18 protein-coding genes and 3 pseudogenes are annotated in these 22,505 nt (G+C 70.5%); 12 read left to right on the plus strand and 9 right to left on the minus strand.

Going from position 1 to position 22,505, the window contains the following annotated elements:
- Positions 1-140 precede the first annotated feature (140 nt).
- From BZY54_RS29790 to BZY54_RS29800, 3 genes are read right to left on the minus strand one after another with little or no spacing between them, the layout of a single operon-like run.
- Positions 141-953 (minus strand): citryl-CoA lyase, encoded by an 813-nt coding sequence (locus BZY54_RS29790; RefSeq protein ID WP_086728447.1) that lies wholly within the window; start codon positions 951-953, stop codon positions 141-143.
- Positions 950-2,158 carry a CaiB/BaiF CoA transferase family protein gene (locus BZY54_RS29795; protein ID WP_086728436.1) on the minus strand — a complete coding sequence of 403 codons (1,209 nt, stop codon included), beginning with the start codon at positions 2,156-2,158 and terminating at the stop codon, positions 950-952. Before BZY54_RS29795 ends, BZY54_RS29790 begins: the two co-directional genes overlap by 4 nt.
- 49 nt (positions 2,159-2,207) lie before the next feature.
- Entirely contained in the window at positions 2,208-2,975 is a 768-nt protein-coding gene (locus tag BZY54_RS29800; RefSeq protein WP_086728448.1) for an IclR family transcriptional regulator, read from the minus strand.
- A 211-nt stretch (positions 2,976-3,186) separates the two neighbouring features.
- On the opposite strand from BZY54_RS29800, the gene BZY54_RS29805 reads away from it, so the two are divergent.
- The 8 genes and pseudogenes from BZY54_RS29805 (at position 3,187) to BZY54_RS53680 (ending at position 13,111) form a co-directional block, all read left to right on the plus strand.
- Positions 3,187-4,689: an aldehyde dehydrogenase family protein gene (locus BZY54_RS29805; RefSeq protein ID WP_158103930.1), complete on the plus strand. Its 1,503-nt coding sequence runs from the start codon at positions 3,187-3,189 to the stop codon at positions 4,687-4,689.
- The gene (locus BZY54_RS29810; RefSeq protein WP_208640808.1) at positions 4,686-6,437 is read left to right on the plus strand and encodes a thiamine pyrophosphate-binding protein; all 1,752 of its coding nucleotides are present in this window, start codon (positions 4,686-4,688) and stop codon (positions 6,435-6,437) included. Before BZY54_RS29805 ends, BZY54_RS29810 begins: the two co-directional genes overlap by 4 nt.
- A gap of 106 nt (positions 6,438-6,543) precedes the next feature.
- On the plus strand, positions 6,544-7,704 hold the full coding sequence (locus BZY54_RS29815; RefSeq protein WP_086728438.1) for an ABC transporter substrate-binding protein: 1,161 nt from the start codon (positions 6,544-6,546) through the stop codon (positions 7,702-7,704).
- A gap of 7 nt (positions 7,705-7,711) precedes the next feature.
- Complete coding sequence (locus BZY54_RS29820; protein WP_143668148.1) at positions 7,712-8,581, plus strand: branched-chain amino acid ABC transporter permease; 870 nt, start codon at positions 7,712-7,714, stop codon at positions 8,579-8,581.
- The gene (locus tag BZY54_RS29825; RefSeq protein ID WP_086728440.1) at positions 8,578-10,413 is read left to right on the plus strand and encodes a branched-chain amino acid ABC transporter ATP-binding protein/permease; all 1,836 of its coding nucleotides are present in this window, start codon (positions 8,578-8,580) and stop codon (positions 10,411-10,413) included. Before BZY54_RS29820 ends, BZY54_RS29825 begins: the two co-directional genes overlap by 4 nt.
- Positions 10,410-11,144 (plus strand): ABC transporter ATP-binding protein, encoded by a 735-nt coding sequence (locus BZY54_RS29830; protein WP_086728441.1) that lies wholly within the window; start codon positions 10,410-10,412, stop codon positions 11,142-11,144. Before BZY54_RS29825 ends, BZY54_RS29830 begins: the two co-directional genes overlap by 4 nt.
- Positions 11,145-11,161: 17 nt before the next feature.
- Positions 11,162-12,145, plus strand: a pseudogene (locus BZY54_RS53675) (oxidoreductase); the annotation flags it as partial.
- Positions 12,146-12,307: 162 nt separating this feature from the next.
- Positions 12,308-13,111: an FAD-dependent oxidoreductase gene (locus BZY54_RS53680; protein WP_279634712.1), complete on the plus strand. Its 804-nt coding sequence runs from the start codon at positions 12,308-12,310 to the stop codon at positions 13,109-13,111.
- Here the strand turns inward: BZY54_RS53680 and BZY54_RS29840 are convergent.
- Positions 13,100-13,780 carry a TetR/AcrR family transcriptional regulator gene (locus BZY54_RS29840; RefSeq protein ID WP_086728442.1) on the minus strand — a complete coding sequence of 227 codons (681 nt, stop codon included), beginning with the start codon at positions 13,778-13,780 and terminating at the stop codon, positions 13,100-13,102. The two genes, BZY54_RS53680 and BZY54_RS29840, sit on opposite strands and share 12 nt — an antisense overlap.
- Before the next feature lie 137 nt (positions 13,781-13,917).
- On the opposite strand from BZY54_RS29840, the gene BZY54_RS29845 reads away from it, so the two are divergent.
- The gene (locus BZY54_RS29845) at positions 13,918-14,775 is read left to right on the plus strand and encodes a saccharopine dehydrogenase NADP-binding domain-containing protein (protein WP_086728443.1); all 858 of its coding nucleotides are present in this window, start codon (positions 13,918-13,920) and stop codon (positions 14,773-14,775) included.
- A gap of 212 nt (positions 14,776-14,987) precedes the next feature.
- Here BZY54_RS29845 and BZY54_RS29850 read toward each other — a convergent pair whose 3' ends face one another.
- From BZY54_RS29850 to BZY54_RS29860, 3 genes are read right to left on the minus strand one after another with little or no spacing between them, the layout of a single operon-like run.
- Positions 14,988-15,542, minus strand: a complete 555-nt coding sequence (locus BZY54_RS29850) for a GerMN domain-containing protein (RefSeq protein ID WP_086728444.1) — start codon at positions 15,540-15,542, stop codon at positions 14,988-14,990.
- The gene (locus BZY54_RS29855) at positions 15,539-17,056 is read right to left on the minus strand and encodes a sensor histidine kinase (protein WP_086728445.1); all 1,518 of its coding nucleotides are present in this window, start codon (positions 17,054-17,056) and stop codon (positions 15,539-15,541) included. The genes BZY54_RS29850 and BZY54_RS29855 overlap by 4 nt, the downstream gene beginning before the upstream one ends.
- Entirely contained in the window at positions 17,056-17,742 is a 687-nt protein-coding gene (locus tag BZY54_RS29860) for a response regulator transcription factor (protein WP_086728450.1), read from the minus strand. Before BZY54_RS29860 ends, BZY54_RS29855 begins: the two co-directional genes overlap by 1 nt.
- Before the next feature lie 174 nt (positions 17,743-17,916).
- Between BZY54_RS29860 and BZY54_RS29865 the strand changes: the two genes are divergently transcribed.
- Positions 17,917-18,831: a DUF3152 domain-containing protein gene (locus BZY54_RS29865; protein WP_086728446.1), complete on the plus strand. Its 915-nt coding sequence runs from the start codon at positions 17,917-17,919 to the stop codon at positions 18,829-18,831.
- 27 nt (positions 18,832-18,858) lie between these two features.
- Here BZY54_RS29865 and BZY54_RS29870 read toward each other — a convergent pair.
- Positions 18,859-19,361, minus strand: a pseudogene (locus BZY54_RS29870) (MFS transporter); the annotation flags it as partial.
- 24 nt (positions 19,362-19,385) lie between these two features.
- Positions 19,386-20,023: pseudogene (locus BZY54_RS53685) on the minus strand (sugar phosphate isomerase/epimerase and 4-hydroxyphenylpyruvate domain-containing protein); the annotation flags it as partial.
- Between the two features lie 394 nt (positions 20,024-20,417).
- On the opposite strand from BZY54_RS53685, the gene BZY54_RS54825 reads away from it, so the two are divergent.
- The gene (locus BZY54_RS54825; protein ID WP_279634711.1) at positions 20,418-20,552 is read left to right on the plus strand and encodes a hypothetical protein; all 135 of its coding nucleotides are present in this window, start codon (positions 20,418-20,420) and stop codon (positions 20,550-20,552) included.
- Between the two features lie 357 nt (positions 20,553-20,909).
- The gene (locus tag BZY54_RS29880; RefSeq protein ID WP_086728451.1) at positions 20,910-22,400 is read left to right on the plus strand and encodes an alkaline phosphatase family protein; all 1,491 of its coding nucleotides are present in this window, start codon (positions 20,910-20,912) and stop codon (positions 22,398-22,400) included.
- Positions 22,401-22,505 lie beyond the last annotated feature (105 nt).

Below are 22,505 nucleotides of genomic sequence, written 5' to 3' on the forward strand. Positions count from 1 at the left end.
GTCTCAGGTGGGGGGAGGGAGGAGCGGGGCGGATCATGGTCCGCTGTACGGTTCGGATGGTCCGTACGATGGTTGCCGATTGGCGGAAAGCTACGTTAGGGATGCGCAGGAGGTGTGGCAAGAGATGTGACGCGGATTGTTCACGCGTCTTTCGGCTGGGGCAGCCGCGCAGGGAGGACGGTGCGCGGGATCGGTCCCTTGTTGCGGCGCCCCTGCCCGCTCTCCTCCCACGCGTGCGCCAGGATGCCCACGGATCGGCTGAGAACGAACAGGCCGCGGGCTAGGGGGGCGGAGAAGCCCAGTTCGGCGTAGATGACGGCGGTGGCTCCGTCGATGTTCATCGGGACCGGCCGGGCGCCCGCCCGGCGCCTTTTGAGGATGCCCTCGACGGCGAGAGCGGCATGGAGGAAGTCGCCGCTGACGACGTTGTCGGAAGCCGCCTGCTGGACCAGCCGGATGAGCGGATCGCGCCGCGGATCGACGGGGTGGAAGCGGTGACCGAAGCCCGGCAGGTATCTCGAGCGGCTCTGCCAGTCGACCATGACCTCCTGTGCGGCCTGCTGCCAACTGCCACCCAGAGCTTGCAGATCGCGGATGTCGGTGAGCATCTCCACGCACTGCTGGCCGGCTCCGCCGTGGGCGTCACCGAGCATGTTCACGCCGGTGGCGACAGCGTTGTTGAGGCCGACTCCGCAGGTCGCTGCCATGCGGGCGGCAGCGATGGAGGGGGCTTGTGGTCCATGGTCGACGCCGGCGACCAAGGCGGCCTCGAGCAGGGACGATTCGCGTGGCGTGGGTGTGGTTCCGCGCAGCATCAGCCAGATGACGTCGACCAGGCCGGCGGTGCCGATGAGTTCCTGCACCGGCCGGTCGCGCAGCTCGATGCTGCCGGGTTCTATGTGGCTGACCGCAGTGGCCCACCACTGTGCGGCTTCGTCGTGTGCGCTGGTCATGATGCGGCAGCCTCTCCGGCTGCCGCGGTGGCCGCGTTCGCCCATCGGTTTGCGATCTCCTCCCGCTGGGCATTGTGTTCGCCCAGCAGCGGCGGAGGTGACGTCGGGACGAATGCTTCCCCGTCGATGAGGACGCCGTTGCCCACGACATGGAGCGGTCGTCCCGGACGTCGTGGATGGCTGAGTCTGGTGATGAAGTTCCGGTGTGTCAGTTGCGGCTGTTCCAGGGCCTGCGGCACGGTGAGCACCCGCGCGGCGGGCACACCGGCGGCGTTCAGTTCGCGCTCCCAGTCGGCGGCCGGCCGGCTCGACAGTGCCTCGTTCAGCGCGGCGTTGAGCTCTTCGCGATGGATCTTGCGCTGTTCCCGTTCGCCGAAGCGGTCGTCGGTGATCAGTTCCGGCGCGCCGGCCAGCCGGCACAGCGCCTCGAACTGGCGCTGCTGGTTGGCCGCGATGTTCAGGGGCCCGTCCAGGGCCTGGAAGGTGCCGGAGGGGGCCGCGGTGGGGTTCTGGTCGCTGAGCGGTTCCGGCGGGATGCCGCTGACAAGGTAGTTGGAGACGGCCCAGCCCATGGTGGACAGCGATGCCTCCAGCATGGAGACGTCGAGACGGCTGCCCCGCCCGGTGCGTTCCCGGTGGAGCAGGGCGGCACTGATGGCGAAGGCGGCCATCAGTCCGCCGGTGGTGTCGCAGACGGGGAAGCCGACCCGCTGGGGGGCTGTCTCGGGCGTGCCGGTGATGCTCATCATGCCGGTGAGACCCTGGACGATCTGGTCGTAGGCCGGCGCGTCGCTCATCGGGCCGTCCTGTCCGAAGCCGGAGATGGAGCAGTAGACGAGACGCTCGTTGAGCTGGGCTAGGCGCTCCGCGCCGTAACCCATCCTCTCCAGGACGCCGGCCCGGAAATTCTCCAGCAGGACGTCCGCCCCGGACAGGAGCCGTTCGAAAAGGGCCCGGTCGGCGGTGTCCTTGAGATCGAGCTCCAGCGAACTCTTGCCCGCGTTCTGGGCGAGGAAGGACGCCCCGACACCGTCCTTGTTGAGGGCGGCGTCGGGGCCCAGGTTCCGTGCCAGATCACCTTGGCCCGGACGCTCGATCTTGACCACCTCGGCGCCCATGAGCATGAGTTGGTAGCTGCAGTAGGGGCCGGCCAGCACGTTCGTGAGGTCCAGAACGCGTATTCCATCTAGGGGGCGAACGTGCATATGACGTCTCCTTCCAGCGGCGCCTGCTGCGGCGCCGTTGCCGGCGTGGTTAGGTGCGCGGCCCCAGGGGGTGGTGGAAGCCCTGCGAGGCAATGCGTGCGGCCGTCTCCCGCAGGTCGTCCGCGAACACCTCGATGTCCTGCTCCGTGATGCGCGCACTGGGGCCGCTCAGTGAGAGCGAGGCGACCGCGACGCCCGACTGGGTGCGGATGGGCACGGCGACGGCCGTGAGGCCGATGTCGCGCTCGCCGTGGCTGGTGGCGTACCCGCGACCGGCGGCCTCGTCGGCCCACAGCCGCAGTTGCTGCACGTGCGCGACGCCGTACGGGGAGGCGGCGGCGACCCGTTGCATCAGCCCATCGGTGGCCCCGATGAGCAGCACTTTCGACGAGGCGCCGGCCCACAGCGGCAGTTCGTCGCCCACTCGCACCACGTGCCGCAGAGGCTGAGGGCTTTCCTGCTGGGCGACGCAGACACGGTGGATATCGCGGCGGATCATCAGATTCGCCGTCTCTCCGCGCCGATCGACCAGTTCACGCAACAACCTCTGCGTGTCCGGCGGCAACTCCCAGCTGGTGTGGGCCAGATGGGCCCAGCGCCACAGGCCGGGCCCGGCTGTGTAACCCCCGGGCGTCGCCCACAACAGTCCGTACTGCTCCAGCGTCTGGACGAGGCGCACCACGGTCGTCTTGGGCAGGCCGGTCGCGTCGACCATGTCCTTGAGAGGAACGGTGGGCTGATCTTCGGTCAGCAGTGACAGGATGTCCAGAGCCCGGCGCACGCTGCGTACGCCGCCTTGTCCTTGCTCCGTGTCCACGCGCTCTCCTTCGTCAGTGGCCGGCCGCTCGGCCCGTTGTCGGGCGCGGCACTCGAGGGGACAGCTTCCACCAGCCAAGGTCCGTTCGAAAACCGCTGGTTTCAACTTCCTCACGCCGACCTATTGCCACGGCCTCTTGGCGCCCGTACGTTACACGCCAGTCCACAGAGCAGTCCACGGAAACCATCAGATGGTTTTTTCTGGAGACGTGATGCTGCAAGACCTCCTCAAGGCCGCCGACCAGAACGACGTGGTCGAGGCCCTCCCCTACCTCGCCGGCTCCTGGGGCGGCGAAGGCCCTCCCACGGACCGCAATGGCCCGTACCTGAGGCGCACCGTCAGCCGTGCCCCTGCCGCCACCGAGCGCGAGATCGACACGGCGATCGCACAGGCCGGCGGTTACGCCCGGCAGATGGCCGACCTCGCGCCCGCCGCCCGGGCCGACATCTTGGAGGCCGCCTCACGCAACGCGCTCGCCCACCGCGACCGGCTCGCCCGCCTGCTCGCCCTGGAGCTGGGCAAACCCGTCAAGGACAGCCGCACCGAGATCGACCGCGTGGCTTCCACCTTCGCCGTCTGCGCGGCCGAGGCCCGCCGTATCGACGGCGAGACCCTGCCGGTGGCCGGCTGGAACACCGGCATCGGCACCACCGCTTTCACCTACCGGGCGCCCGCCGGAGTGGCGCTGGCGATCACCCCGTTCAACGCGCCCGCCAACCTCCTCGCCCACAAGCTCGGCGCCTCCTTCGCAGCCGGCAACACCACCCTCGTCAAGGCCCCGCCCCAGGCACCGGCCACCTCCGCCGCCGTCGTGGCGCTACTCCTCGACAGCGGCATGCCCCACCAGGCGGTCCAGTTGCTGCACGGCGGCGGCGACGTCGGCGCCGCCCTGTGCGCCGCCGACCCGGTCAGCGTCATCAGCTTCACCGGCAGCGCCGACACCGGTGCCGCCGTGGCCCGCGCCGCAGGCCGCAAACGGCTCGCCCTCGAGCTGGGCGGCAACGCCGCCACGATCGTGTGTGAGGACGCCGACGCCGCCGCAGCCGCACAGATCTGCGCCCGCACCGGCTACAGCAACTCCGGCCAGAGCTGCATCTCCGTGCAGCGCGTCTACATCCACCGCAGCCGCTACGCCGAGTTCCTCGACGCCTTCACCGCGGCAGTCGACGCCCTGGTCGTCGGTGATCCCCTCGACGACCGCACCGATATCGGCTCCATGGTCGACGAGAACGCGGCCGAACGGGTGGTCGCCTGGTCGAGCGAGGCACGCCAGCTGGGCGCCAGCGTGATCCGCGGCGGCACCCGCGACGGCGCCACCGCCGCCCCGACCATCGTCGCCGATCCGCCCCCGCACGCCTCCGTCGTCGTCCAAGAAGTGTTCGGCGCGCTGGTCGCCGTCATCCCCTTCGACGACTTCGACACCGTCCTCGACCAGTGCAACGCCAGCCGGTACGGACTGCAGGCCGGCCTGTTCACCCACGACATCACCCGCATCCTCACCGCCTGGCGGCGCCTGGAGGTCGGTGGACTGATCGTGAACGGGACCTCCAACTTCCGCCTCGACCATGTGCCGTTCGGCGGCGTGAAGGACTCCGGCTTCGGCCGCGAGGCCCCTCGCTGGCTCATCGAGGACTACACCGTCGTCAAGACCCTCGTACTGCGCGGACTGTCCATCTGGGGCGACAGCCGCGAGCTGCCCAAGGAGAACTCGTGACCACCGTGACCGCCGCCGAAGCCCTCGTCGCCCAGCTCGAGTCCTACGGCGTCGAGTACGTCTTCGGCACCTGTGGACACACCAACATCGCCCTCCTCGACGCCCTCGGCCCGAGCTCCATCGAATTCGTCATCGCCCGGCACGAACAGGCCGCCGCCCACGCCGCCGACGGCTACGCCCGGGCCACCGGCCGCCCCGGCGTGCTGCTCACTCACGTGGGACCGGGCATGATGAACGCCGTCACCGGCGTCGCCACCGCCGCCCTGGACTCCGTGCCGCTGGTCGTCATCACCGGCGACATCCCCTCCTACTACTACGGCCGGCACCCGCACCAGGAGGTCAACCTCCACGCCGACGCCGACCAGACCGCGATCTACCGGCCCTTCTGCAAGCGCACCTGGGAGGTCCAGCGGGTCCAGGACATCCCACGCGTCACCGAGCGGGCCTTCTTCACCGCCACCAACGGGCGCCCCGGCGCCGTTCTGATCAACATCCCGATGGACCTGTTCAACCGGCCGGTCACGCCCTACGAAGGCGCCCATCCGCTGCCCGGGCACCTCGGCCGGCCCGGCCTGGACGAGGCGACCGCCGAGCGGATCGCCGAGGAACTCCTCGACGCCGAACGCCCGTTGATCTACTTCGGCGGCGGCCTGCGCAGCCCCCGCGCCCGCGCCGAGCTGCTGGCACTCGCCGAACACCTCGACATCCCCCTCGCCCACTCCCTGATGGGCAAGGGCATCGTCTCCGACCGCCACCCGCTGCTGCTGGGCATGCCCGGCTTCTGGGGGCTGGAGAGCACCCACGAACGCACCAAGGGCGCCGACGTCGTCCTGGCGCTGGCCACCCGCTTCGCCGAGACCGACGCCAGCTCCTGGGACGCCACCTACACATGGAACTTCCCGCCGAGCCGACTGCTGCAGATCGACATCGACCCCGCCGAGATCGGCCGCAACTACCCCGTCCACATCGGCGCCGTGGCGGACGTGGAGCTCGCCCTGGAGAAGATCGGCGCAGCGGTCCGGGCCCACCAGAGCACGCCCGTCTCCCGTCCCGGCCTGCGCGAGAGCATCGCCGCCGCACGGACCGGCGTGTTCGACGCGGCACGCGAGGCCGGCCGCAGCGACAACTTCCCGCTGCGGCCCCAGCGCATCCTGACCGACCTGCGCGAGGCCCTGCCCGACGACGCGATCCTGGTCACCGACGTCGGCTGGAACAAGAACGGCGTCGCGCAGTGCTATGAACTGCCCGAGGAGGGCCGCTTCATCACTCCGGGAGGCGCCTCCACCATGGGCTTCGGCCCGGCCGCGGCCGTGGGCGTGCAGATCGCCCAGCCCGAGCGCGTCGTGGTCGCCCTCATCGGCGACGGCGGCATGAGCGCCCAGCTCCCCGCGCTCCCGATGGCCGTCGAGCAGGGCGCGCCCGTCATCTTCGTGGTGATGAACAACCGCGCCCACGGAACCATCGCCGACCTTCAGGCCTCGTCCTTCGGACGCTCCTACGGCTGCGAGTTCACCGACACCGAGGGCCGGCCCTACAGCCCCGACTTCGCCCGCTACGGCGAGTCCTGCGGCGCCGACGGCTACACCGTCACCTCACCCGGCGACCTGCGCAAGGCCCTCGACGACGCCATCGCCCGCCGCCGCCCCGCCGTCCTCGACGTACCCATGGTCAACGAGCCGGTCCCGACTCCCGGCCACTGGAACATCAAGGACATCTACGCCGGCCGCTTCCCGGCCGACGCCGCCTGATCCCCACTCGTGCACCGGCCCGCCGGCCCCGCACCGCGGGGCCGGCGGGGCACGCGTCGCCTCCCCCCACCCCTGCCTGCCCACCGACACCGACGAGGTGACCCGCATGTCCCGCATCTCCCAGCCTTCGGCCCCACGCACCCTGCTCGCCGCCGCCATCGCCGTGGCCGCCGCCCTGACCGCCTGCAGCGCCCCGGGCGACTCCGGTAAGAGCGGCGGCTCGAGCTCGGGCCCCATCAAGATCGCCGTCATCGACGCCCGCAGCGGCCAGCTCTCCTCTCTGGGCAACTGGGAGTACAAGGGCGCCAAGCTCGCCGTCGACGAGTGGAACAAGAAGGGCGGCATCAACGGCCGCAAGATCCAGCTGAAGTCGTTCGACGACCAGGGCGACCCGACCACCGGCACCAACCTGGCCCGCAAGATCTCCAGCGAGAAGTACATCGCGATGATCGGCACCTCCGAGAGCGCGGTCACCATCGCCATGGCGCCCGTGCTGAAGCAGGAGGGCATCCCCAACATCACCTCCGGCCAGTCCGACGGGCTCGTCGCGCTCAAGAGCGACTTCCTGTTCCTCAACGGGCCCACCAGCACCACCTACGACAGCACCCTGGCCAAGTACCTGGTGCAGGACAAGGGCTACAAGAAGATCGCGATGATCACGAACAACGGCTCCTACGGCACGGGCGAGCACGACGCGTTCAGCAAGGCTGTCAAGGACCTCGGCGTCACCCCGGTCAGCGACCAGGTCGTCACCACCGACCAGAAGGACTTCAGTGCCGCGCTGACCAAGATCCGCGCGAACAAGCCGCAGGTGGTGTTCATCGGCTCCGAAGAGGTCGAGGCCGGCCTCATCGTCAAGCAGGCGCGCGACCTCGGCATCGCCGCCCCCTTCGCCGGCGCCGCCCCGCAGGGCACCCCCGTGTTCATCGACACCGCCGGCAAGGCGGCCGCGGAGGGCACGATCGTCAGCTCCCCCTACCTGAGCAACGACGTCAGCCCCGCCGCGCGGAAGTTCGCCGCCGCCTACAAGGCCGCCTACGGCGAGGACGCCGAACTTCACGGCGCCAAGGCCTACGACGGCACCAGCATCCTGCTGACCGCGCTGAAGAACAGCAATGTGGCCACCGGCAAGAAGCTCGCCGACGCGATCCGCTCCACCACCTACGACGGCCTGCTGGGACAGTTCCAGTACGGCACCAACGGCGTCGGCATCACCAAGACCAGCATCGGCGTCATCAAGTCCGGCGCGCTCGTCGAGCAGAAGTGAGGACGACGTGCAGGACACTCTCCAGACACTCGTCAGCGGCCTGAGCCTAGGAGCCGTGTACGCCCTGGTCGCGATGGGCTTCTCCCTCGTCTACCGCACCATGGGGCTGGTCAACTTCGCCCACGCGGACATCGCCATGATCGGCGCCTACGCGGCCTCCACGTTCTACCTGACCGCGAAACTCCCCTTCGCCGTGGCCATGGTGACGGCCATCGTGGTCACCGGCGCCATCGGCCTGGTCATCGAGCGGGTGCTGCGCCCGCTGGAGAACAAGGACTTCGACCTCATGCTCATCGGCACGATCGGCTTCGGCATCGTGCTCCAGGCGGTCGCCATCCTCATCTGGGGCACCACCGGCCGCGCCGTCCCCTCTCCTCTGCACGCCGCGCCCCTGGACATCTTCGGCATCCGAGTGCGCACCTACGACCTGCTGGTCATGGCGGTCGCCGCGATCGCCGTCGTCGCCCTTGCCTTCTTCCTGTCGCGCACCAAGCGGGGCGCGGCGATGCAGGCGGTCGCGATGGACCACGAGGCGGCCACCGCGGTGGGGATCAACGTGGGGCGCAGCAACGCTCTCGCCTTCGCCATCGGAGCCGGCCTGGCTGCCCTCGCGGGCGGCCTGGTCGGACCCATGCTCTACGTCGACGCCTCCCTCGGCGGGGCACTCGGAATCAAGGGCTTCGCGGCGGCGATGCTGGGCGGCTTCGGCTCGATCCAAGGAGCAGTGGTGGGCGGCGTAGCCATCGGCGTCCTCGACTCCTACGCAGCCGGCCACTTCCAGGGCTATTCAGTCCTGGTCACTTTCCTGGTCTTCACCGTGGCGATCATGATCCGGCCCACGGGGATCTTCGGCGAGAGGACGGTCAGCCGCGCATGAGGACCCGCATTGCCACGGTCGCTGCGATCGTCGTCGCCGCCTGGGTGCTCCCCTACGGTCTGGGCAGCTACACCATCCACATCGTGAACATCGCCCTCATCTACGCCCTGCTGGCGATCGGGATGGGCCTGGCGATGGGCATCTCCGGCCAGATCAATCTCGCCCAGGTCGCGTTCTTCGGCGTCGGTGCCTACTCGGTGGCCATCCTCACCACCCACTACGGGTACGGCTTCTGGGCCGCGGCCCTGCTCGCCGTCCTCGCCACCGTCGTCATCGGCCTGTTCGTCGGCATCCCAGCCCTACGGATGCAGTCGCACTATCTGGGCATCGTCACCCTCGGTCTCGCCCTGGGGTTCATCAACTGGATCACCAACGCCCACATCTCCGGCGGCGCCGACGGCATCTCCGGTGTCCCCGGGCCCACTCTGCCCGGTATCGATCTCTCCAGCGAGTACCTCTACTACTACCTGGAGGCCGTTGTCTTCGGCCTCGCGCTCGTCTTCGGCCTCTTCGTCGTGCGCACCTCGCTCGGCCGGCGGCTGCGCGCCATGCGGGACGACTCCCTGGCAGCCGGGGCGATGGGCGCGGAGATCCCGCTGCTGCGCATGACGGCCTTCCTCCTGGCCAGCCTCTACGGCGGCCTCGCCGGAGTTCTCTACTCTGGCCTCATCCGCTATGTCGCGCCGGAGACCTTCTCCATCGCCAATATGTTCATCCTGCTGGCGATGGTCATCATCGGCGGCCGCCGCTCCCTGGTGGGCTGCGTCGTGGGAGCCATCGGTCTGACACTGGTGCGGGAATGGCTGTCGGACTTCTCCACCTACGCCCAACTCGGCTACGGCGTCGTCGTCGTCCTCATGGTCGTCTTCGCGCCGACCGGTCTCGCCGGCGTCCCGGCGCGGCTGCGCGGCGTGTACGAGCGACGGCGCGGCCGGGAGTCCGCCCGCGCCGAGCTGCGGCCCTTCACGCCCTACTCCCCCATCGAGCGTCATGACACCGCGGACGTGCTGCTGACGGTGGAAGGCGTCACCAAGCAGTTCCGCGGGCTGCGCGCGCTCAACGAGGTGTCCCTTGCCGTGAACGAGGGCGAGATCCGCGGCATTGTGGGTCCCAACGGTTCCGGGAAGACGACGCTGTTCAACGTGATCAGCGGCTTCTACCGGGCGACCGCTGGCACGGTCCGCTTCGCCGGCAGCGACACCACCACCGCCCGGCCCTACGTCCTGTCGCTGGCCGGGCTGTCCCGCACGTTCCAGAACCTGCGCCTGTTCGGGCAACTCACCGTGCGGGAGAACATCCTCGTCGCGCTCGACCGCAGCCGTACGCACACGATCTGGCAGTACGCCGTGTGGCAGCCGGGAGTGTGGGCGCACGAACGCCGACTGCGGGCGCAGGCGGACGAGGTACTCGAGCGTTTCGGGCTCGGGGACTTCGCGGACGCCGACCCCACGGCCCTGCCGTACGGCATCCAGCGCCGTATCGAGATCGCCCGCGCCATGGCGGCGCGGCCGAGGCTGCTGCTGCTCGATGAACCGGCCGCCGGACTCAACGGCGAGGAGGTGCAGCAGCTCATCCGCATCGTCCGCTCGATCAGGGACAGCGGCACCACCGTGATCCTCATCGAGCACAACATGGGGCTGGTGATGTCGCTGTGCGAGAAGGTCACCGTCCTGTCCAGCGGGAACGTCATCGCGGAGGGCACCCCTCAGCAGGTCGTTACCGCGCCGGAGGTCATCGAGGCCTATCTCGGCGAGTCCGACCTGGCCGAGCTCGGCATGGACACCCCCGAGGCCGCCGACCAGCCTGACCGTGCGAAGGAGGCGACCTCATGAAGGTCATCACCGGCACCACCGCAGAGTGCCTGAGTGTGCAGGAACTGAGCGTGCACTACGGCGGGGTCCAGGCCGTCAGCTCCATCGACTTCACCGTGGAGCCCGGCCAGTCCGTCGGCATCATCGGAGCCAACGGCGCCGGCAAGACCTCCACCCTGAAGGCGCTCATGGGACTGGTCCCGCGCAGCAACGGCAGCATCCGCCTCGGCGACAAGGACCTCACCCGGGTCAGGGCCCGCGACATGGTCCGCCACGGCATCGGCTACGTCCCCGAGGGCCGGCACGTCTTCCCCGGGCTGACCGTCGAGAAGAACCTCCTCCTGGGCGCTTACTCCCGCGCCTGGGACAAGGACACCCACCGGCAACTCGAGGAGATCTACACCCTCTTCCCCGTCCTGAAGGACATGCGCGAGCGACTGGCAGGGGCGATGTCCGGCGGCCAGCAGCAAATGCTCGCCATCGGCCGCGCCCTGATGACCCGGCCGCGTCTGCTGGTGCTGGACGAGCCCTCCATGGGCCTGTCGCCGAAGCTCGTCGGCAACATCCTCGACGTGCTGCTGCGGCTGCGCGAGGAAGGCCTGAGCCTGCTCCTGGTGGAGCAGAACGCGAAGCTCACCTTCGGGGTGACCAGCCACTGCATCGTGATGGAGAACGGCCAGGTCGCCATGCGCGGCACCTCCACGCAGCTCAGCCACGACCCTCGGGTGCGGGAGGTGTACCTGGGACTGTGAAAGCCGCCACGACCGACATGCCGGCCGCCGATCCGCGCACCGTACTGGCGACTCCGCTTCAGGTGGGCCCCCTGCAGCTGAGGAACCGGTTCGTCGCCGCCCCCATGGAGCGCAACTACTGCACCGAGGACGGGTCGGTCACCGAGCGGTACATCGCCTACCTCGCTGCACGGGCTACGGGCGGCGCCGCGCTCGTGCACACCGAAGCCGGGTAGGTCCGCGCCGACGGCAGGGGCAGACCCCGCCAGCTCGCTCTGGACGACGACCGCCACGTGCCCGGGCTGCGGGCCCTGGCGGACGCCGTCCACCGCCACGGCGCCCTCATCGGCATGGAGCTCAACCACGGCGGACGCACCACCCACCCGGCCGTCAGCGGGCATCAGCCGGTCGCTCCGTCCCCGCTACCGTGCCGGGTGACCGGCGGCGGCCTCCCGCGGCAGCTCACAGCAGCGGACATCCGCCGCCTGATCCGTGCCTACGCGGACGCCGCGCGCCGCTGCCGGCAGGCGGGCGTCGACGTCCTGACCGTCCACGGCGGGCACGGCTATCTCATCCACCAGTTCCTGTCCCCGGTGACCAACCACCGCGACGACGAGTTCGGCGACCAGACGCTCTTCCTGCGCCTGGTGCTCGAGGCGGTCCTGGAGCAGGCGGGGCCCGAGCAGGCGGTGGGACTGCGCATCTCGACGCACGAAGGGCATCCCGCCGGGCTGTCCGCCGACGCCACGTTCGCCCTCATGCGGGAGGTCCCGCTCGGCCGCCTGGACTTCCTCGACATCTCGGCCGGCTCGTACGAGGCGGGCGAATGGATCGTTCAGCCGGGCGAATGGGAGCCAGGAATCCTCGCCCCCTACGCGCAGCGCTACCGCCGCCACTTCGGGCTGCCGGTCGGGGTGGCCGGGCGTATCAACTCCGCCCGGGCCGCGGCGCGGATCGTGGCGTCGGGTCAGGCGGACTTCGTGTCCCTCGCCAGAACCCTGCACGCCGACCCCGCCTTCCCCGGGCGCGTCCTGACCGGCGACGCCTACCGCCCCTGCATCGCCTGCAACCGGTGCATCGACGAGCTCCACGACAACCAGCCCATCGGGTGCAGCGTGAATACCCGCGCCGGGCGGGAGGAGGTGACGGACGCCCCGCACCGTGCGGCGCCCGCCCGAATCCTGGTGGTCGGCGGCGGTCCCGCCGGCATGGAGACGGCCCGTCTGCTGGCCGGGGACGGGCACACCGTCGAGCTGATGGAGGCGGGATCGCGGCTGGGCGGGGCGTTCCGTCTGGCGGCGGGTCTGCGGCAGCACCCGGACTACCGCCTCGTCCTGGACTGGCTGGAGGGCGAGCTGGGCCGGCTGGGTGTCGCCGTGCGCACCGGACAGTCCGTCGACGAGGAGGTGCTGGCCGGCCGGGACGACGACGCGATCGTCGTGGCCACCGGCGCGGTCGGCCGGGACGCGGCCGGTCTGCTGCCTGCGGGAGCCGGCGTGCGTGAGATGTTCGACGTGCGGATATGGCTGGCGAGCGGCCGGCGGGCGGACCACTGCCTGATCTGGGGTGCTGACCGCGACGGGGTGGGCGTGGCGGATCACCTGGCGGCGACGGGTACCGCGGTGGTGCTCGTGGGCGCGCAGAGCACCCTCGCGCCGGAGGTCGGACGCCGGGCCAAGATCCTCACCGTTCCCAGGCTGGAGCACCACCGGGGCGTCCGGATCGTGCTCGGCGCCGAGGTGACGGCGCTGGAGGAACGGCGGGTGAGGGTCCGCACGGCCGGCGGCGAGGAGTGGATCGACGCGCCCGGCCCGCTGCTCGTGTCGCAGGGCGCGGTGCCCGACACCCGGCTGCTCGATGCGTGCCTGCGCCGCGGGCCCCGGCTGGGGGTGTATCCGGTGGGGGCGGCAGACGGAGCGGGCGGCTCCCTGCGGCAGTGCTTCGCCTCTGCCGAACAGGCGGTCAGGACGCTGCGTTCACTCGGGTGAAACCAGGGGACTCGGCTGCGCGGCGGTGCCCGTCAGGTAGGTGACGACCAGGTCCCCGAGCATGGTGCGCAGCCGGTCACGGTGCACCGGCGCGAGCAGGTCGCGGTCGAACAGCGCTGCGAAGGTGTGCCGGTTGGCCACGGGGAAGACACAGAACGAGCTGATGAAGGCGTGCATGCCGACCGCGTCGACGTCCGCGGTGATCCGCCCGCTCTCCCGTCCCCTGCGCAGCATCCGTTCGATGACGGCGAGCGCCGGGGTCTGCAGGTCCGCCAGGTGTTGCGAGCGGGCCAGGTGACGTCCTCGGTGGACGTTCTCGATGCTCACCAGGCGGACGAAGTCGGGATGGGCCTCGTGATGGTCGAAGGTCAGCTCCGCCAGCCGGCGCATCGCCTCCACCGGGTCCTGCTCGTCGGCGTCCAGCAGTTGCTCCTGCCGGCGGATTTCGCGGTACGCCTCCTCGAGGACGGCTGTGAACAGGCCTTCCTTGCTGCCGAAGTAGTAGTAGATCATCCTCTTGCTGGTACGGGTCCGGGCGGCGATCTCGTCCATGCGGGCGCCCGCGTACCCGGCTTCCGCGAACTCCGCTCTGGCTGCCGCGAGTATCTCGCGCCGGGTGCGGCCCGCGTCGTGCGGACGGTGCCGGTCCCGTGAGACGGCCGTGCCCATGTGACCCCCCTCGCCCGCCCCGGGTCGGAAGCGCGACGTGTCCTGGGCACGATCGGGGCATCCTTGCCACTTCCCGCAGCGCGCCGATCCTGATAGGGATAACGAACCAGTTCGTACATTACTCGTGTGGAGTCCGGATGAACCAGCACTCGTACCTGGTCGGGTTGATTGCACCGGGAGCCGAGTTCTCGGTCAGCTCCGAACTCCACCGCCGTGAAGCCGAGCGCCACCACCTGCGCTACCTGTGCCGGCGCCTGGGCGGCCAGCGGGACTTCGGCACGCTGCTGGACGACTGCAGGGTCTGCGGGTTCTCGGGACTCAGCGTGGCCGCCTCCGCCGGTCACCCGGCGGCGGCCCTAGACGGACTGTCCCGGGCCGCCGCCAGAACGGGCACGGTCACCGCGGTCGTCTACGACGCGGATGGCCGGGCCACCGGCCACGACACCGGCATGGAAGCCTTCACCGCCGCGTTCGCACGGAGCCTGCCCGACGCTGCTCTCTCCCGGGTCGTGCAGGTCGGCGCGACGGGTGCCGGTGTGTCGGTCGCCCACGCACTCGCCGAGCGCGGCGTGGAACACCTGACTCTGATCGACACCGACCCGGCCCGGGCCTCAGCCCTGGCCGAAGCCGTGAACCGGCACGCGGTGAACCGTCCCGCCACGGCCCATCCGGCCGAGACCCTCGACCATCACCTCAAGCAGGCCGACGGACTCCTCAACGCCCTCCCGCCCGCGGAGGAATCCGACCGGCTGGCCCAGGTGCTCACCGAGTCGCTGCGCAGCGACCTGTGGATCTGCGACCTCGACCACCGCCCTGGCACCGGATCGCTCGCGCAGGCGGCACGAGCCCTGGGCTGCCCGGTGCTGCAGGGCGGGAGCCTGCTGGTCCACGCCACAGCGCACACCTTCCGCCTCGTCACGGGCCGCCCCGCGCACACCTCCCACATGCTCGGGGACTTCGCCGACCTGACAGCCGCACCGGCCGCCCACAGCTGAACCCGCGCCGCCGCCGCACAGGAGCGGCACTCCGGCACCGCACCGGCCGGCCCAAGGCAGCGGAACTCCCGTTGAGCGAGCACGTGGTTCGGTGCGGCCTGCTCTCCTGCCGCGGTCAGGGTCAAGGGAGCGAAGACGGCCACGGACATCCCCTTCAGCGCACGCCGTGTAGGGACGCACCGGACACCGTGCTGTTCCCGGCAGTTTCCCGTTCAACCGGCCGGGCAGGCGGCGTCCGTCCCGACCGTCTTCCAGGTGGTGCCCACAGCGCGGACGCCGACGTGCCGCGGCACCACGCCCACGGCCCCCCGCTGGACCGGTGGCGCGCTGGACCGCTCGGCCGCCGACGGGACTGTCGAGCTCCTACCGACCGCCCTTTCGACGGTGCAGGTGAGTTGTGCCATCGCCCGTGCGTCCAGGCGGTCGACCCCGGCGGGGAAGCGGACGGTGACGCTGTCTCCGTCCGTCCTGACGTCGACGCCGCCCCGCACCGCGGGCAGCGCCGTGCTCAGGGTCCTGGCCTCGGCCGGGGTCGGCCCGGCAAGGAGCAGCTGCACGGCTGCCGCGACCGGGGTGTCGTCGTAGGGGGTCCGGCGTGGTACGGGACGCAGGTCCGAGTCGGCCAGGAAGTAGACCGTGGTCCGCGCCGGAACACCGGTGGCCGGCGCGCCGGCGCCGATGACGCCGGATGTGGGCACCCCGCAGCCCGCCACCGAGAGGAGGCCGAGGGCGAGTCCGGCGCGGGCGGCCCTGAGGACGGCTGTCACTCTCCGTCCCTCCCTTCCCGCCGGTCGTGGGCAGTGCCGGCAGTGGAGCCGCCGTGCCGCGGCAGTTCGACGGTGAAGACGGCGCCGCCCCCGGGATGGTTGGCCGCCCGGATGCGCCCGCCGTGCAGGCGTACACTCTCGGCGGTGATGGCCAGCCCCAGGCCGCTGCTCTCGCTGCGGGTCCGGGCCGCGCTCGCCTTGTAGAAGCGCTCGAAGATATGCGGCAGGGCGGCCTCGGGGACACCGGGGCCCCGGTCGGTCACCGTGATGACGACCCACCCGTCCTCGGGCAGCTGCGCGCTCCCGGCCGCCAGGCGCAGTGTCACCGGCGGAGCACCGTGCCGCAGCGCGTTACCGACCAGGTTCGCCACCACCACATCCAGCCGGCGCGGGTCGACCCTGGCGCGCAGCGGGCCGGCCGGCAGCTCCGTCGTCACCTGGGTCGGCCAACCGCGGGAGGCGAGGGTGCGCCGTACCGATTCGGCCACGTCGATGTCGTCGAGGGCCAGTTCGGCCGCGCCGGCGTCGAAACGGGAGATCTCCATGAGGTCGTCGACCAGCCGGGCCAGCCGTGACGTCTCCTCGCTGACGAGCCGCACCGCCTCGCCGGTGACCCGGTCCAGACGGGACGACTGCTCGTCGAGCACGTCGGTGACCGCCGTCATCGCGGCCAGCGGGGTGCGCAGTTCGTGGGAGACGTCCGCGGCGAAGCGGCGGGCCTGCGCTTCCATGCGGCGCAGCTCCGTCACCGAATGCTCCAGCGCGGCGGCAGTGTCGTTGAACGATCTGGACAGTTCGGCCAGTTCGTCGGATCCGCTGACCGCCAGCCGGGTGTCGAGGTGTCCCGCGGCCATCCGCCGGGTGGCCCGGCCCAGGGCGCGCACGGGGCGCAGCACACCGCGTGCGACCAGGAGCGCGAGGAGCACGGCGAGGCCGAGTGCCGGCAGCATGGCCCGTTCGATCGCGGTGACCAGGGCGTTGACGTAGAGCTGCTCGCTCTTCTGGGGGACCACGAGGTAGAGCACGAGCCCGGACGGCGTGGGAGCCGCGGTGGCCGAGGCGGCGTAGCAGACGGGGAGCCCGACGACGAGGTACGCCTGCCCGTCCTGGCGCACACGCTGGAAGACGGCGGCCGGCCGGGTGCGCACGGAGCGCTGCAGTTCGGGGGTCAGGGCGTCGAAGCTGTCCTGTGGCCCGTAGACGGCGCGCAGGTTGGCGTAGGTGGCCAGGAAACGCCACTGTTGTGAGCGGTGGGTCCAGGCCAGCTCTTGCACCATGGAATCCAGCTCCGACTGATCGGGCCGGTCGGAGTACCCGGGCGCACGGGCGTCGACGCTGTCCCGGAACTCCTTGACCACCGCGTCCTGGCTCTGCTGGAGCACTCCGGTGCGCGCCTCGCGGAAGGTCAGTGCGCCGGTGGTCAGGGTGCTGACCACGGCGACGACCGCGAACCCCACCACGAGGCGCAGCCGCAGGCCGCCGCGGAGGGCGGCACGTGCCTTCCCGAGGAACATCACGAGGACCGGAAGCAGTAGCCGAACCCGCGCACGGTGTGGATGTAGCGTGGGGCGCCCAGGTCGCCGAGCTTGCCGCGCAGCCGTTTGACGCAGGCGTCCACCAGTCGTATGTCCCCGTGGTAGCTGTGCTCCCAGACCGCTTCGAGCAGCTGCTGACGGCTCAGTACCTGACCCGGTGCCGCGGACAGCGCGAGCAGCAGCCGCAGTTCGGACGGGGCCAGGCCGACCGGTCGCCCCCGGTGTGTCACCAGCATCCCTGCCCGATCGACGGTCAGGTCGCCGTGCGACTCGGCCCTGGGCCGCGCGGCGCCGGAGGCCGGTGCGTCCAGCCTGCGCAGCAGCGCGCGGACTCGAGCCTCCAGAACCCGGGCCTGGACCGGCTTGACCACGTAGTCGTCCGCCCCCGCCTCCAGGCCGACGATCATGTCGACGCTGTCACCCTTGGCGGTCATCATGATGATGCCGACCTGCTCGCGTTCCCTGATCCGCCGGCAGACGTCGAGGCCGGACATGCCAGGCAGCATGAGATCCAGCACGACCACGTCCGGGCGGAAGGAACCGAGGTAGTTCATGCCCTCCTCGCCCGTCGAGGCGGCGACGACCTCGTGCCCGTGGTGGCGCAGGGCGAGCTGAACGGCCCGCCGCACGGCGGCGTCGTCTTCGATGAGCAGGATCCGGGGCATGTCGTTCAGTATGTGCGAGCCGCGGACGGCCATGGCTGCCGGATGCCGCCCGGCGGGAGAACTGTTACGGAAGGATCATATGAGGTGCCGCGTCCCACGGCCGGAAGATCACCGTTATGATCTCGTGACCTTTCGATCCAGAGGGCATCACATGCGGTCCTCAGCCTGGACGCCATGCCAGGAACCACCCGCCCTTCGCCCGCCGGCCCAATAACGACCGGCGCGCGCCGCCGCCGCACCGCCCGTCGTACCGCACGCCGCCGCGCCCACCGCCGTCGCCGCGTCTACCTCCTGTTCGCACTGGCGACGGCCGGCGCGCTGGGCGTGGCGGCCCTGAACACGGGCAGGCCGAGCGGCGACGGCTCGCGGGCGGGGACGGCCACGACGAAGGGACAGGAGAGGGAGCAGGAACCCACGCCTTCGCCTCAGCGCAGGGAGGGCCGGTCCACGCTGACGCAGGAGGAGTCGGCAAGTCCGGAAACGGGGAACGTCTCGCCGAAACCCTCGAGGACACCGAAGGTCCTGCAGCACGGCAACGGGCAGTTCGAGACCGCCCAGGCGTCCGGAAAGGTGTACGGCAAGGGCAGCAAGGTCCGGCGGTACGTGGTCAAGGTCGAGCAGGGAACAGACGTCTCAGCCGACGAGGCGGCCCGAGAGATCGAGCAGATCCTCGCCGACAAGCGAAGCTGGACCACCGACGGACGCAACGCGTTCCAGCTCGTCGCCCAGCAGCCGTACGACTTCGTGATCGACATAGCCAGCCCCGACACCGCGGACCGTATCTGCGCCGAGGGCGGACTGGACACCCACGGCGAGGTCAACTGCGACGTCGGCCCCAAGGTGGTCGTCAACCTCAAACGCTGGCTCACGGGGTCACCCGAGTTCACGGGACCCGTCTCCGAGTACCGCGCACTGATCATCAACCACGAGGTCGGACACCGCATCGGCCACGGCCACGAAACATGCCCCGGACCGGGCAAGCCCGCGCCGGCGATGATGCAGCAGATATACGGACTCAAGGGCTGCAAGCCCAACGCCTGGCCCTACGACTCCAAGGGGAACTATCTCGGGGGCCCACACGTGCCGTGAAGACCGACCGGGTCCTCGCCCCGGACCTCACCCGACGGGAGCCGTCGGCTCCGTACGACGGATGAGCCGACGTACGTCGGGAACGCCCAGCACGGCCAGGGTCAGCACCAGAGCATCTCTGCAACGCGGCCGGGCGGCCGGCCGCGTCCTTCACCGGACCGGCCAGCGCCGTCGCCACCAGCACCAACGCCAGCGACCCGAGCCAGCCAGCCAGCCAGCCAGTCGTACGACGACACTCGCGGGAACTTCTCCTCCGACATCTCCTGGCGCAGCGCCGACATCCACGCCACGGAGAACACCTCGACACTCACCCCGGTCACGAACATCACCATCACCAGCGCTGGCGTCGGCGCCGGCACGGCCAGTGCCGCGGACGGCAACGCCGGCGGCAGTACGCCAACCATCCCCACGAGCAACAGCCGCCGCGGCGACCAGCGAGTCATCCGCAGCCTGCCCAGGACCGTGCCCACGCCGAAGGCGGTCAGCCCCAGCCCCCACGGCTGCGGCCCCCCATGGCTGCGGCCCGCGACAATGCACAAGGGCACATGATGTGGTCGGCCGACGGTGCGGGTGTAGCCGTGCCGGAAAACGCCGCCCGCGTCGCGGTCGTAGAGGATGCCCAGCTCCCGGTAGGTCTCCACCTCGTGGGCGCGGAAAGGTCACACCGGGCGGCGAGGTCGTCGTAGTAGATGGCGGGGATCTCCAGCAGCCGGCCGCCGGCGACGCGGAAGCGGCAGGCGGCGGCGACCACGTCGTCGGTGGCCAGCGCGATGTGCTGGGCCACTGCGTGGCCGTCGGTGGTCGCGTCTCCTGGGGACGCAGGCCTAGGACGCCGGCGGAAGAGGGCGGCTTCGTCGAAGTGGTGCCAGGGCTGGGTGAGCGTTTGGTGGTCGCCGCGGCCGACGGCGGCCGCGCCCGCGGAAGCAACCCCGCGTGGCTGCGGCGGGATGTCCACCGGTGGCCGTGAAGTCGGTCTGTCGATCCGGTAGTTAGGGCGACCGGTAACGCAGAAGAAGATTTCGGTGCCATCGGGTGCGGCCACCACGTCGAGCGGGATGTCCTCGGGGGTGCGGCGGCGGGACGGCACCGGGGCGAGGAGGGCCTCGGCACGGGCGGGCGGCGGCGCCGGGTCGGGCGATTCCAGGCCGATCGCCGCGAGCGCGGTGCCCTCGCGGCGCGCCGCGTTGCCGGTACGACCAGGCGGACTTGCCGTGGACCGACCCGCACAGGGTCGTGAGGCTGACGCGACTTCATTCACCCTTCCGTGGCGACTACCCCGGGCGGGTATCGGGCAGTCTTGATCTAGCAATACGGGCAAGTCCATATATCTCGACTGTATCAACTGAAAGGGGGATTTGGTGAGCGGCCAGTCCATTCGGAAGGCTGCCATATCGGTTCTGCCTGCAGGCGGCGCAGTTGTCGGGGCCGTGGCCGCTGCCCCACAGCGCGGGCCGCTTTCCCAGCCCATGTCGGCTACTGCTACCAGGCGACGCCGGAGCAAGTGGCCCTTCCGGTGCCGCTGAGCGTGTGGCACCGGCACCGGCACCAACCACTCGATCACCAGCAGTCCGGCCAACGGCAGCGGTGTGCGAATCGCGTGCAACACCGAGGGCGCCGGCGTCCACGGCAACTACCGCTGGTACAAGCTCGCCGGCCGAGGCGGCCGGGCCTCGGCTCACTACGTCCATAACCACGGCTCCGTGCTCGGGTGCGCCCACTGACAAAGCGCCCCGCGTTGCGCCCCGCCCGCACCCGGGTGGGCGGACGCCGCCTTGCGGGCGGGGCGCAATCCGTCCACAGCCGCCAGTGGCATCCGCGGGAGACGACCGTGAGCCGCCGGCAGGCCAAGCCTGAGCCGTCACCGTTTCAGGAAGGTGCGCCTTGGCGGGCGGCACCTGATGCGCCGGACCGCCCGTAGACGGCATACCGCCGTAGCTCTCCACGCCATGCAGGCCCCGTCTGCGATTCAGACGGCAATCCGATTCAACCGGTGGCCAAGCCCGGGGCCTGGGCAGCGGTCAAAGCCGCGGAACCGGTCGCAGGTGCAGCGCGCACCCACGAACAAGAAGGGAGACAGCATGCCGAACCTGACGCGGCGTACGCTGCTGAGTGCGGTGGGCGTTCTCGGCGGGGAAGCGGCGTTGTCGCTGCTGCCATTGAGCGTGCAGAGGGTGGTGGCGTCCGGGCCGACTGGTAGCGGCTCGCTGGCGGACGTCGAGCACGTGGTCCTGCTCATGCAGGAGAACCGTTCCTTCGACCACTACTTCGGAACTCTGGCGGGGGTGCGGGGATTCGACGACCCGGACGCGCTGCGACTTGGCACTGGCCGGACGGTGTTCTACCAGCCGGATGCGGACCATCCCGACGGCTATCTGCTGCCGTTCCATCTGGACACCCGTGTCACCAGCGCGCAGACGATCGGATCGACCAGCCACACCCGTACGGTGCAGCACCAGGCGTGGAACGGCGGCAGGATGGATCAGTGGCTGCCCGCGCACCGGGCCGCCGACGGCGCACGCGGCCCTTACGTCATGGGCTACTACACGCGCCAGGACATACCCTTCCACTTCGCGCTGGCCGAAACCTTCACCGTCTGCGACCACTACTTCTCCTCGGTGATGGGCCCCACCTGGCCCAACCGCATGTACTGGATGACCGGCACCATCGATGCCGCAGGCAGGCACAGAGGCCCGATCCTGGACAACACCGCCCCGGCCGGCGGTTACACCTGGACGACCTACGCCGAACGCCTGCAAGCGGCCGGCGTCAGTTGGAGGGTCTACCAGCAGAGCGACAACAACGGCTGCAACATGCTCGCGGAGTTCGCCCAGTTCCGCACAGCCAAGTCCGGCGACCTGCTGTACGACAACGGCATGGCCTTCCGGCCCGCGGGAACCTTCGAGGACGACGCCCGCAGGGACCGCCTGCCCACGGTCTCGTGGATCATCGCTCCCGCGGCCCAGTCCGAGCACCCCCACCACCTGCCGGCCGCGGGCGCCGACTTCGTCGCCTCCAAGATCGAGGCGATCGCCTCCAACCCGGAGGTATGGGCCAAGACCGTCTTCATCCTCAACTACGACGAGAACGACGGCCTGTTCGACCACGTGCCACCGCCCACACCCACCGCGGGCACTGCGGACGAGTTCGTCGCCGACCTGCCGATCGGCGCGGGGTTCAGGGTGCCGTGCATCATCATCTCGCCCTGGACGATCGGCGGCTGGGTCGCAGGCGAGACCTTCGACCACACCTCCTGCCTGCGGTTCCTCGAACGGGTCACGGGAGTCAGAGAGCCCAATATCAGCGATTGGCGCCGCCGCACCTTCGGCGACCTCACCTCGGCCCTCGCCTTCCCCCACCCCGACTCGAACCCGTGGCGCCGCTCGCTGTCCGCCCGGGTCCCGACGCTCGGCCTCGAGCAGCCGGCACCCGCGCCGCCGCGACTACCGGGAACCGCCGAACAGCTCAACCAGGCCAAGCGGCAGGCCGACAACCTGCCCGCCCCCACCATTCCCGGCCTCGGCAAGCAGACCCCACCCCGGCAAGAACCTGGCACCCCGCGACGGCGCTGACGCCGCGCCCGGAAGGCGAGCACAGCGGCGCCAAGGGCGCAGCCTGACCGGCGGCGCGCCGCAACGCCAAGCCCGCAACGACGCATCGATCTCTACGTCCTCGAC

It is taken from the genome of Streptomyces carpinensis (assembly GCF_002154505.1).
GTDB classification, from domain to species: Bacteria; Actinomycetota; Actinomycetes; order Streptomycetales; family Streptomycetaceae; genus Streptomyces; species Streptomyces carpinensis.